Genomic DNA, 3,726 nt, shown 5'->3' on the forward strand with positions numbered 1-3,726 from the left:
ATCCGCTGGTCTCGGCCGCGGGCAAGCTGCTGGTGCTGATCGGCAAGCTGCGCAACCTGGTGCAGCCGCCCAACGTGCCGGCGCTGCGTGCCTCCACCGCCGACGCGGTGAACCAGTTCGATGCCGCCGCGCGCCGCGCCGGCGCCAGCAACGAATCGGTATTGGCCGCACGCTACGTGCTGTGCACCGCGCTGGATGAAGCCGTGGCCAACACGCCCTGGGGCGTGCAGGCCGGCTGGAACAAGCAGAGCCTCTTGGTGCAGTTCCACAACGAGACCTGGGGCGGCGAGAAGGTGTTCCAGCTGCTCGCCAAGCTCGCGCAGGACGTGCCCACGCACCGCCAGCTGCTGGAGCTGATCTACAGCGTGCTCGCGCTCGGCTTCGAAGGCCGCTACCGCGTGGTCGACAACGGCCGCGCGCAGCTCGACTCGGTGCGCCAGCGCCTGGCCGACCTGATCGCCAAGGACCGCCCGCCGCTCGAAGCCGAGCTTTCGCCGCATTGGCGCGGGCAGGGTGCGGGCACGGTGCGGCTGCGCGAATCGCTGCCGCTGTGGGTGTTCGCGGCCGGCTTCGCGCTGCTGCTTGCGCTGGCCTGGTTCGGCCTCAGGCTCACGCTCAACTACCGCTCCGACACCACCTATGCCGCGGTGTCGGGCCTGCGCGTGCCCAACCTCCAGATTGCGCCGCCTGCCGCGCCGGCCAAGTCGCCGCGGCTCGCGCGCTTTCTCGAGCCCGAGATCAAGCAGGGCCTGGTCACCGTGACCGACGAGGCCGACCGCAGCGTGGTGCGGCTGCGCGGCGATTCCTTCTTCGGCTCCGGCAGCGCCGAGCCGATGGCGGCCTCGCTGCCGGTGCTGCGCCGCATCGGCCAGGCGCTGGCCGAGGTGAAGGGCGAGGTGCTGATCACCGGCCACTCCGACAACCAGCCGATCCGTTCGCTGCGCTATCCCTCCAACTGGCACCTGTCGGCCGCGCGCGCCGATGCGGTGAAGGGCGCGCTCACCACGCTGGTCGATCCGGCGCGCATGCGCTCCGACGGCAAGGCCGACGCCGAGCCCGTGGCCGCCAACGACACGCCGGTCAACCGCGCGCGCAACCGGCGGGTGGACATCGTGCTCTTGTCCGAGCCGGACCGCGTGGCTGCCGCGGCGGGAGTGACGAAATGATCAAGAAAATCTTCGGCTTCCTGTTCAGCCCGCTGCTGCTGACGCTGCTGGCGCTGGTCATCGTCGCGCTCCTGATCTGGTGGATCGGCCCGCTGGTGAAGATCGGCGCGTGGGTGCCGCTCGAAAGCGAGCTCGCACGCGCGCTGCTGATCGGCGCCATCGTGCTCGTCGTGGTGCTGCGCGCGATCTACCGCCGCTGGCGCGCGCGCCGTGCGAGCCAGCACCTGACCGACGGCCTCATGAAGGCGCCCGCCGCCAAGGCCGATGCGCCGGTCAACGGCGAGCAGAAGATCCTGGACACGCGCTTCAGCGAAGCCGTGGCCACGCTCAAGCAGATGCGCCTGCATGCCGCGGGCAAGAAGCCCGGCTGGCGCGACTGGCTCTCCATTTCCGGCGGCAGCTACCTGTACGACCTGCCTTGGTACGTGTTCATCGGCGCGCCTGGCGCGGGCAAGACCACGGCGCTGGTCAACTCGGGCCTCTCGTTCCCGCTGGCCGAGAAGTTCGGCCCCGGCGCGATCCGCGGCGTGGGTGGCACGCGCAACTGCGACTGGTGGTTCACCGACGAGGCCGTGCTCATCGACACCGCCGGCCGCTACACCACGCAGGACAGCCACCAGTCGGAAGACAAGAGCGCGTGGGAAGGCTTCCTCGGCCTGCTCAAGAAGGCGCGCCCGCGCCGGCCGCTCAACGGCGTGTTCCTCACGGTGAGCGTGGCCGACCTGCTGAGCCAGGGCCCCGAGCAGCGCACGCAGCTGGCCGCGTCCATCCGCGCACGGCTGCTCGAGCTCGATGCGAAGCTCACCACGCGGCTGCCGGTGTACGTGCTGGTCACCAAGAGCGACCTGCTCTATGGCTTTACCGACTACTTCGACGACTTGGGCAAGGAGCAGCGCGCGCAGGTCTTCGGCTTCACGCTGGCGGCCGACGAGAACGTGCAGGCCGACGAGAAGGGGCTGTCCACGGCCTTTCACCGCGAATTCGCGCTGCTGCACAACCGCGTCAACGACGGGCTCATCGCACGCATGCAGCGCGAGACCGACGGCACGCGGCGCGCGGCGATCTTCGGCTTTCCGGCGCAGTTCGGCTCCATCGGCTCGATGCTGTCGGACCTGCTCGACCAGGTCTTCACCGGCTCGCGCTTCGCGCAGCCGCCGTGGGTGCGCGGCGTGTACTTCACCAGCGGCACGCAGGAAGGCAGCCCGATCGACCGCGTGATGGGCAGCCTTTCGCGCAGCTTCGGCATCGAGCGCGCGATGCTCGCGCCGCAGAAGTCCAGCGGCCGCAGCTACTTTCTCACTGCGCTGCTGCGCGAGGTGGTGTTCCCCGAGCAGCGCCTGGCCGGCGCCAACGTGAAGCTGGAGCGCCGGCGCCATGCGCTGCGCATGGCGGGCGTGGCGGCCATGACGCTGGTCACGCTCGCGCTGCTCGCGGGCTGGGGCTACAGCACGCTGCAGAACCTCAACTACCTGAAGTCGGTCGAGGCGCGCGTCGACCCCGCGCGCCAGACCCTCGCGGCCCTGCCTTCGCGGGTGCAGAACCTGGTGGAGGTGGCGCCCGTGCTGCAGGGCCTGCGCGACATCTGGAAGACGCCCGACAATCGCCAGGGCGACGAGYCGCTGTCGATGACGCTCGGCCTCTACCAGGGCGACAAGCTCGACGCCGCCGCCATGCTCACGCACCAGCGCGCGCTCAACGACGCCTTCCTGCCGCAGATCGCCAAGCGCATCGAGGACCAGCTGCGCACCGCGCAGAAGGACAACCTCGAATACACCTACGAGGCGCTCAAGAGCTACCTCATGCTCTACCAGCCCGAGCACTTCGATGCCGAGGCGCTCAAGGCCTGGATCACGCTCGACTGGGCGCGCAGCCTGGACCGCGGCATTCCCGAGGACCAGCGCCAGGCACTCGAAGACCAGCTCGACGTGCTCATTGCCCAGGGCCCGCCGCGCTCGCCGCTCAAGATGGACGAGAACCTGGTGCGCAGCGTGCGCGCGGTGCTCGCGAGCTATCCGCTGGAGCAGCGCGTGTTCAGCCGCCTGAAGCGCCAGCGCGCCACCAAGGACATTCCGGCCTTCAGCATCGCCACCGCCGCCGGCCCCTCGGCGCCGCTGGTGTTCGAGCGCATCAGCGGCAAGCCGCTGACCGAAGGCGTGCCGGGCATGTTCACCTACGACGGCTACCACRAGCGCTTCCAGAATGAAGTGACGGTGCTCACCGGCCTGCTGGCGCAGGAAGACCCGTGGGTGCTCGGGCAGGACCGCAGCGCCGCCGACCGCATGCGCGACGTGGCGGCGCTCGGCGCGCTGACCGACCGCGTGCGCCGCCTCTATCTTGCGGAGTACGTCAAGGTCTGGGAGGCGCTCCTGGCCGACGTGCGGCTGATCCGCGCCAGCGGGCTCGAGAAGAACATCGAGGCCGCGCGCATTCTCTCGGGCGTGGGCTCGCCGCTTGCGAACTTTTTGCGCGCGGTGGTGAAGGAGACCACGCTCATCCCCGCCGACCAGCCCAAGGACGTGGTGAGCAAGGCGACCGCCACCGTCGCGAGCACGCGCAAGGG

Annotated in this window: 2 protein-coding genes; both read left to right on the top strand. The window is 70.0% G+C overall.

The genetic code is table 11. From position 1 onward, the window contains the following. On the top strand, positions 1–1,166 hold a 1,166-nt coding region (locus AC1DOC_RS24210; RefSeq protein ID WP_478130654.1), incomplete at its 5' end, for a DotU family type VI secretion system protein. Next, positions 1,163–3,726: type VI secretion system membrane subunit TssM (tssM, locus tag AC1DOC_RS24215; protein WP_478130655.1), on the top strand; the 2,564-nt coding region annotated here is incomplete at its 3' end. The genes AC1DOC_RS24210 and tssM, both read left to right, overlap by 4 nt.

The sequence above is a fragment of the Variovorax sp. 01T439_2 genome, from assembly GCF_056398445.1.